We start from the raw sequence: 7,824 nt of genomic DNA, 5'->3' as shown, positions 1-7,824 counted from the left end.
AGTTTTTACAAACTTCTTCTGCATTATCTAGTTTTGAGGGAATGAAAAAAAAAAATTTTCCTCTTGAAAAATTTCAAAAAGATATTATAATAAATAATGTCTTGAAAATAGTCTGGCAGTAATGGCGAGAAGGTCACACCCGTTCCCATACCGAACACGGAAGTTAAGCTTCTCAGCGCCGATGGTAGTTGGGACACGCGTCCCTGTGAGAGTAGGACGCTGCCAGGCTGAAATATTATTGTTCCGCAGTAGCTCAGTGGTAGAGCTATCGGCTGTTAACCGATCGGTCGTAGGTTCGAGTCCTACCTGCGGAGCCATTTTTATGTAAACTTATATATAGCTATGCTTCCATAGCTCAGTAGGTAGAGCACTTCCATGGTAAGGAAGAGGTCAGCGGTTCGAGCCCGCTTGGAAGCTTTCCTATTTTTATAATAGTATGGCCCCTTGGTCAAGCGGTTAAGACACCTCCCTTTCACGGAGGTAACACGGGTTCGAGTCCCGTAGGGGTCACCAAAGTTTTTTATGCACTAGCGTAAAATAACTTTCATTGCTGTGGAGGATTAGCTCAGCTGGGAGAGCATCTGCCTTACAAGCAGAGGGTCGGCGGTTCGAGCCCGTCATCCTCCACCATAATATAATTATGTTAACTACATGCCGGGGTAGCTCAATTGGTAGAGCACGACCGAATAAACTCCTTGAATAAACTTCAGCATACTGACCGAGTTGCTGCTTGCATAAGCTTTCTGAGGTCAGGATGACGGCAACGAAGTCATCGTGTTCAAACTTAATATTTTTTCAAACTATATGCCGGGGTAGCTCAATTGGTAGAGCAACTGACTTGTAATCAGTAGGTTGGGGGTTCAAGTCCTCTCGCCGGCACTGCTTTTTTAAATTTAATATGGAGGGGTAGCGAAGTGGCTAAACGCGGCGGACTGTAAATCCGCTCCCTCCGGGTTCGGCGGTTCGAATCCGTCCCCCTCCACCATTAATATTTTTAAAAAAGTTGGACATACTAGATAATATTACATCTCTATTGGGCTATAGCCAAGCGGTAAGGCATCGCACTTTGACTGCGACATGCGTTGGTTCAAATCCAGCTAGCCCAGCCAGAGAGCCATTAGCTCAGTTGGTAGAGCATCTGACTTTTAATCAGAGGGTCGAAGGTTCGAGTCCTTCATGGCTCATATAGTAACAGCCAGGAACTTTGGAGAAATCTCCAAGGTTCTTTTTTTATGAAAAAGAAACAAAGTGTCGTGATTGGCGGCAAAAATTTATGAAATAAGCATCAAAGTGTCGTCAATAAGGGCTATGGCGGCAAAAATTTATGAAATAAGCATCAAAGTGTCGTCAATAAGGGCTATTGGCGGCAAAAATTTATGAAAAAAGCAATAAAGTGTCGCCAATAAGGGCTATTGGCGGCAAAAATTTATGAAATAAGCATCAAAGTGTCGCCAATAAGGGCTATTGGCACCAAAAATTGATGAAAAAAGATATAAAGTGTCGTCAATAAGGGCTATTGGCGGCAAAAATGCATGAAAAAAGCAATAAAGTATCGCCAATAAGGGATATTGGCGACAAAAATTCATGAAATAACAATCAAACTATCGCCAATCATATCTGCGAAGTTTGAATTCGATAGTCAAAATGGAACCGAACTTACATTTTTTCTTAAATGTAAATCCCTACCTTAAACCAACCAATGGTCTAAGGTTTTTTATCGTATATATATACATAATTTTGTCGAGTTGAGTCATTGGTATGAAAGCGGTTAAAATAGATACATAACAGGGTAGGAGGAATTAATATGAGTAAGCTTTCAATTATTGGAATGCCGATGGATTTAGGACAAATGCGACGAGGGGTAGATATGGGGCCAAGTGCCATCCGTTATGCTGGGATGGTTGAACGACTTAAGCCACTATTTGATGAAATACATGATCTAGGTGATATTCCAATTGGCAGACCTGAAGTTGTGGTGGATAAAGAATCTAATTTGCGGAATCTTGATTTAGTTGCTGAGAAAAGTGCTTTGTTAGCTGAAAAAGTAGATGCTGCTGTCGAGTCGGGTGCGTTTCCGCTTGTCCTTGGCGGGGATCATAGTATTGCTATTGGTACTTTAGCAGGTGTCTCTAAACATTATAAAAATCTTGGTGTCATTTGGTATGACGCACATGGCGATCTAAATACGGCTGAGACAAGCCCTTCTGGTAATATCCATGGAATGCCACTAGCCGTAAGTATCGGGTTAGGGCACAGCTTGTTAACCGAGATAGGTGGATATGGTCCTAAAGTTAAACCTGAAAATGTAGTCATTATTGGTGCAAGAGCACTGGATGATGGAGAAAAAGATTTAATAAAGGAAATAGGAATTAAAGTTTACACAATGCATGAAATTGACCGGATGGGGATGGCCAAAGTAATGGAAGAAACCATCGCTTACCTGAAAGAAAAGACAGATGGTGTCCACCTTTCACTTGATTTAGATGGCCTAGACCCAAATGATGCTCCAGGCGTTGGAACACCAGTTATGGGTGGAATCAGCTACCGGGAAAGTCATCTTGCTATGGAGATGTTAGAAGAAGCAAAAATCATTACATCAGCAGAATTTGTAGAAGTAAATCCCATTTTAGATGAAAAAAATAAAACTGCTAAAGTGGCAGTTGAATTGATGGGCTCATTATTCGGAGAAAAATTATTATAATAAATAAATAAATAAGTAAAGCTGCATTTCGTAAGAAAACGGGCCAACCTGTTCTTCTAGCGTGATGCAGCTTTTTTCTATTTTCTTCTTGTCAAAGAATTAAAACCGTGTCAATTTATCTCCTTCATAAAATCTTTAAACTAATTAGTAAGCCCTTTTAGTATATTTTTGTTAATATTAAAGGTATTGAGAAGTTTTTTCGTGTAAAACGAAACTTTTTTGCTAACGATTCGTATTATCGGATAGCAGCAATGGAGCTGAGGTAACGTAATGGATGCAATTGTAAAAAAGAGAATAAAACAAGTAATCAAAGGGGACCAAGATGCCTTTGGTGAAATCGTTGAAATATATAAAAACAGTATTTATCAACTATGTTTCCGGATGCTTGGAAATCGTCATGAAGCTGAGGATATGGCACAGGAAGCTTTTATTCGTGCTTATGTGAATATCAAAACCTTTAATCAAGACTTGAAATTTTCAACTTGGCTTTTTCGGATAGCAACCAATCTGTGTATTGACCGAATGCGAAAAAAGAAACCGGATCATTATTTAGATGCAGAGGTTGCAGGGGCAGAAGGATTAACAATGTATTCGCAGATCCCTTCGAACACACCGCTGCCAGAGTCAGAAGTAGAAAGCTTAGAGCTGCAGGATACGGTCCAGAAAGAGATATTAAAACTGCCCGATAAATATCGGACAGCCATCGTATTAAAATATATTGAAGAGTTGTCCTTAAATGAAATTAGCGAAATTCTTGATTTACCACTTGGAACGGTTAAAACAAGGATTCACCGTGGCCGGGAAGCGTTAAGACAACAATTAAGATATGTGTGATAAGAGGTGAAACTGTTAATGTGTCCAGAACAAATCATCGAACTAATGCATGAATACTTAGATGAAGAAATTACACCTGATCAAGAACGAATATTAAGAGAACACCTCCAAAACTGCAAAGAATGCGAGGCTATATTTAATGAGCTAAATAAGACGATCGCTTTTGTAAAGAGTGTGTCACATATGCAGGTACCGGATGACTTTACAGCCAAAGTGTTGTCTCGTTTACCAAAAGAGAAACGAAAGATTTGGATGCAGCGTTGGTTGAAAAACCATCCTTTGCTTGCAGCTGCCTCTTTATTTCTCATATTAATGATGGGAAGCGTATTTTCTACTTGGAATCAAGATCGAGAGTTTTCTGTATCGAAGCAAAAAAACTTAATAGTTAAAAATAATACGGTTATTGTACCTAAAGGTGAGACGGTCAAGGGCGATGTCATTGTTCGAAATGGGACATTAGAAATTGAAGGTGAAGTCCAAGGTGATGTGACAGTTATCAATGGTGAAAAATATTTGGCCTCTGCAGGACATGTAACAGGGCAAATTGAAGAGGTAAATGAAGTGTTCGATTGGATTTGGTATCATATTAAAAAGACCGCACAAGATGTGGTTCAAATATTGGAAGACCAACCAGAAACCAAATAAAAAAACAAATCACTCCGATCGGGTGATTTGTTTTTTTACCCAGATACATATAATAGGTACAAGTGGTATTTATGGTATAATAAATAGGTTGTAATTTATTTGTGTTAAAGAAAATTACGGAGGAAGAACAATGCCGTTTGCTGATTTCGAACTATGGAAGTATTTAGCTAGTATTGTTGATATTGTCCTCGTATGGTATGTCATTTACAAGCTGATCAATGTGATTAGAGGAACGAAGGCCGTTCAATTACTAAAAGGCATTCTCGTTATTCTTCTAGTTAGAGTTGTCAGTGAGTTTCTAGGCTTCCAAACATTAAGTTGGATGATGGAACAGGCGATAACATACGGGTTTCTTGCGATTATTATTATATTTCAGCCAGAACTTAGAAGAGCCCTTGAGCAATTAGGCAGGGGGAAGTTCTTTTCAAGAAGCAGTAATCTGGATGATGAAGATCCGGAAAAAACAGTTGAGGCAATTGTTAAGGCAACTGATTATATGGCAAAGCGCCGTATTGGGGCGTTAATCTCGATCGAGAGAGAAACGGGAATGGGCGATTACATAGAAACGGGGATCCAGCTAAATTCCAATATTTCTTCTGAATTGCTGATTAATATTTTTATCCCAAATACACCGCTCCATGATGGTGCGGTAATCATCCAAAAAAATAATGTCGCAGCCGCCGCATGCTATCTGCCGTTATCCGAAAGCCCGTTTATTTCTAAGGAGCTGGGAACCAGACATCGGGCTGCATTAGGAATAAGTGAAGTGACTGATAGTGTCACTGTCATCGTTTCTGAAGAGACAGGTCATATTTCACTTACAAAGAATGGGGAGCTTCATCGAGCGATTAATACAGAGCAACTGAAAGAATTACTTACGAGTGAATTGTTCATTCATTTGAAAACAAAACAAGCTTCTTCAGCTCGTTGGAACTGGAGGGGGAAAAATAATGGATAAATTGATGGATAATCCTTGGTTTATTAAAATTCTTGCCTTGTTGTTAGCGGTACTTTTATATTCTTCTGTACCACATACAGGTAAAAAGATAACGGATGTGAATGTGCCAGGAGAGCAATCAACAGAAACCATTACCAATATTCCTGTAAAGGTTTATTATGATACGGAAAATCTAGTGGTGTCAGGAATTCCAGCCACGGTTGATATCACTTTAAAAGGACCTATAACGCACATTCAGTCTGCCAAAGCGTTGAAGAACTTTGAGGTTTACGTAGATTTATCTAAAGCTAAAATTGGGAAACAGAAAGTAAAATTAAAAGTAAGAGACCTGTCGGATAAATTGAGTGCGACTGTGAAACCAGCTAGTGTAACTGTATCTGTTCAGGAAAAAATCACAAAGGAATTTAAAGTTGAGGCAGAATTTAATGCGAGCCAAATAGAAGCGGGTTATTCTGCAGGACAACCCGTTGTCGAGCCAAATAAAGTGAAGATTACCGGTGCCAAAAGTGTCATCGATCGGATTACGTATGTAAAGGCTGCCCTTGAGGAAAAAGGTCAACTGAAAGAAACCATTTCAGAAAAGGCTCATGTCCAGGTTCTTGACAAAGATCTAAATAAGTTAAATGTATTGGTCGATCCGGAAACGGTAGAAATCACGATACCAATAAAAAGCAACAGTAAGACTGTACCGATTAAAATTGTTAGAAATGGTACTGCCCCGGAAGGTGTGACGATTGAATCGATTGATATCGATGAAAAAGAGGCAACAATCACAGGGGATGAAGATGTTCTTAAAAATACGGATAATGTCCGTGTTGAGGTTGATCTCAGTAAAATTACCGATAACACCACCCTTACATTGCCTGTAATCATCTCTAATGGAATTACAAAGGTTACCCCGCAAATCGTAAAAGCAACCGTTGTGGTCAAAAAACAAGAAGAAAAAACAGTTTCGGATGTACCGTTAAACATTCAAGGATTATCCGAAGAATATAAGGCCACGGTTAACGATCCAGGAAATCAAATGATAAATATACTTATTAATGGTCCCTCTTCGGCAGTTAGCAGCATCAGGCCTGAGGATTTCAAAGTCTTTATTGATTTGTCTGGCCTTGTAGAAGGGGATCATATAGTGGACATTCACGTGGAAGGACCTTCGGCTGTAAAGTGGAAACCTACTAAATCATCAGCGAAAATTACGATCGAAAAAAATAATGCCTAATATCTAGCAATACACAAGTTGAAGGAGAGATTTTTAAAATGGGAAAATATTTCGGGACCGACGGGGTACGTGGAGTAGCAAATAGCGAATTAACACCTGAGTTGGCCTTTAAATTAGGCCGTTATGGCGGATATGTTTTAACAAAGGATAAAGATCGTCCCAAAGTACTCATCGGACGGGATACGCGTATATCTGGCCATATGTTAGAAGGAGCCCTTGTGGCTGGGTTATTATCCATTGGAGCCGAAGTTATGCGTTTAGGAGTTATATCTACTCCAGGTGTTTCATATTTAACCAAAGCTTTAGGTGCCCAAGCAGGAGTCATGATTTCTGCTTCTCATAATCCAGTGGCTGATAACGGCATTAAATTTTTTGGTCCCGATGGCTTTAAACTTTCCGATGAGCAGGAATTAGAAATCGAGACGCTCATCGATTTACCAGAAGATCAACTGCCTCGACCAGTGGGTTCGGAACTTGGTCAAGTCATGGATTATTTCGAGGGCGGTCAGAAGTATCTCCAATATTTGAAAAATAGTGTGGATGAAGATTTTACAGGAATCCATATTGCCTTAGATTGTGCACACGGGGCAACGTCATCTCTAGCGGCACACTTATTTGCCGATTTAGATGCGGACCTATCAACAATGGGCGCTTCTCCCAATGGCTTAAATATCAATGCAGGAGTGGGCTCAACTCATCCTGAAGCACTAGCAGCCTTAGTCAAAGAAAAAGGTGCCGATGTAGGTCTCTCCTTTGACGGTGATGGCGACCGTTTGATTGCGATTGATGAAAATGGAACAATTGTTGATGGGGACCAAATCATGTACATTTGCGGTAAATATATGAAAGAGCAAGGCCGCTTAAAGCATGGGACGATCGTGTCAACCGTTATGAGTAATCTCGGCTTCTATAAAGCACTTGAGGCACATGGGATCCATAGTGTACCGACAGCGGTAGGTGACCGTTATGTTGTCGAAGAAATGAAGAAAAATGGGTTTAATCTGGGCGGCGAACAATCAGGCCATATTATTTTCTTAGACTATAACACCACAGGTGACGGTTTATTATCAGGCCTGCAATTAGTCAATATTATGAAAGCAACTGGGAAGCCTCTTTCTGAGTTAGCTGGTGAAATGAAAAAATTCCCGCAAAAGCTCGTCAATGTGAGAGTAACCGATAAACATCATGTAACCGATAATGCAAAGGTAAAAGAGGTTATTGAGCAAGTTGAAGCTGAAATGGCAGGAAACGGAAGAATTCTTGTCCGACCATCAGGAACGGAACCGCTTGTTCGGGTCATGGCAGAGGCACCGACAGAAGAACTTTGTGAATCTTATGTGAACAGGATTGTGGCAGTCGTCAAAGAAGAAATGGAATTAAAGGAAGAATAAAACCCATATATATGCATAAAGGAACGATCTGCTTCCTTTATGCATATTTTATTATGTATTGTTTAGTAATATA

At 39.9% G+C, this 7,824-nt stretch carries 6 protein-coding genes, 8 tRNA genes and 1 rRNA gene; all 15 read left to right on the top strand.

The window, feature by feature from the left end:
- Positions 1-111: 111 nt before the first annotated feature.
- A 5S ribosomal RNA gene (gene rrf / locus ACSU6B_RS25420) occupies positions 112-228 on the top strand.
- A gap of 14 nt (positions 229-242) precedes the next feature.
- Positions 243-317 (top strand) — tRNA-Asn (locus ACSU6B_RS25415).
- A gap of 27 nt (positions 318-344) precedes the next feature.
- Positions 345-417, top strand: a tRNA-Thr gene (locus ACSU6B_RS25410).
- 21 nt (positions 418-438) lie between these two features.
- Positions 439-513 (top strand) — tRNA-Glu (locus ACSU6B_RS25405).
- 41 nt (positions 514-554) lie between these two features.
- Positions 555-630, top strand: a tRNA-Val gene (locus tag ACSU6B_RS25400).
- 176 nt (positions 631-806) lie between these two features.
- A tRNA-Thr gene (locus tag ACSU6B_RS25395) sits at positions 807-879 on the top strand.
- 21 nt (positions 880-900) lie between these two features.
- Positions 901-985 (top strand) — tRNA-Tyr (locus ACSU6B_RS25390).
- A 49-nt stretch (positions 986-1,034) separates the two neighbouring features.
- A tRNA-Gln gene (locus ACSU6B_RS25385) sits at positions 1,035-1,109 on the top strand.
- A gap of 2 nt (positions 1,110-1,111) precedes the next feature.
- Positions 1,112-1,184 (top strand) — tRNA-Lys (locus ACSU6B_RS25380).
- Between the two features lie 620 nt (positions 1,185-1,804).
- The gene (gene rocF, locus ACSU6B_RS25375) at positions 1,805-2,701 is read left to right on the top strand and encodes an arginase (protein ID WP_214713468.1); all 897 of its coding nucleotides are present in this window, start codon (positions 1,805-1,807) and stop codon (positions 2,699-2,701) included.
- A 270-nt stretch (positions 2,702-2,971) separates the two neighbouring features.
- The gene (gene sigW / locus ACSU6B_RS25370) at positions 2,972-3,535 is read left to right on the top strand and encodes an RNA polymerase sigma factor SigW (RefSeq protein WP_410889100.1); all 564 of its coding nucleotides are present in this window, start codon (positions 2,972-2,974) and stop codon (positions 3,533-3,535) included.
- Between the two features lie 18 nt (positions 3,536-3,553).
- Positions 3,554-4,180, top strand: a complete 627-nt coding sequence (locus ACSU6B_RS25365; protein WP_410889098.1) for a zf-HC2 domain-containing protein — start codon at positions 3,554-3,556, stop codon at positions 4,178-4,180.
- Positions 4,181-4,310: 130 nt separating this feature from the next.
- The gene (cdaA, locus tag ACSU6B_RS25360; protein WP_168241545.1) at positions 4,311-5,138 is read left to right on the top strand and encodes a diadenylate cyclase CdaA; all 828 of its coding nucleotides are present in this window, start codon (positions 4,311-4,313) and stop codon (positions 5,136-5,138) included.
- Complete coding sequence (locus ACSU6B_RS25355; RefSeq protein ID WP_410889097.1) at positions 5,131-6,360, top strand: CdaR family protein; 1,230 nt, start codon at positions 5,131-5,133, stop codon at positions 6,358-6,360. The genes cdaA and ACSU6B_RS25355 overlap by 8 nt, the downstream gene beginning before the upstream one ends.
- Before the next feature lie 38 nt (positions 6,361-6,398).
- A complete protein-coding gene (gene glmM, locus ACSU6B_RS25350) occupies positions 6,399-7,751 on the top strand; it encodes a phosphoglucosamine mutase (protein ID WP_410889095.1) in 1,353 nt (450 codons plus the stop codon).
- Positions 7,752-7,824 lie beyond the last annotated feature (73 nt).

Source organism: Neobacillus sp. C211 (assembly GCF_051842875.1).
GTDB lineage: Bacteria > Bacillota > Bacilli > Bacillales > Cytobacillaceae > Neobacillus.
The sequence above is the reverse complement of the archived record's forward strand: the minus strand, read 5'-3'. Positions and strand labels throughout refer to the sequence as shown.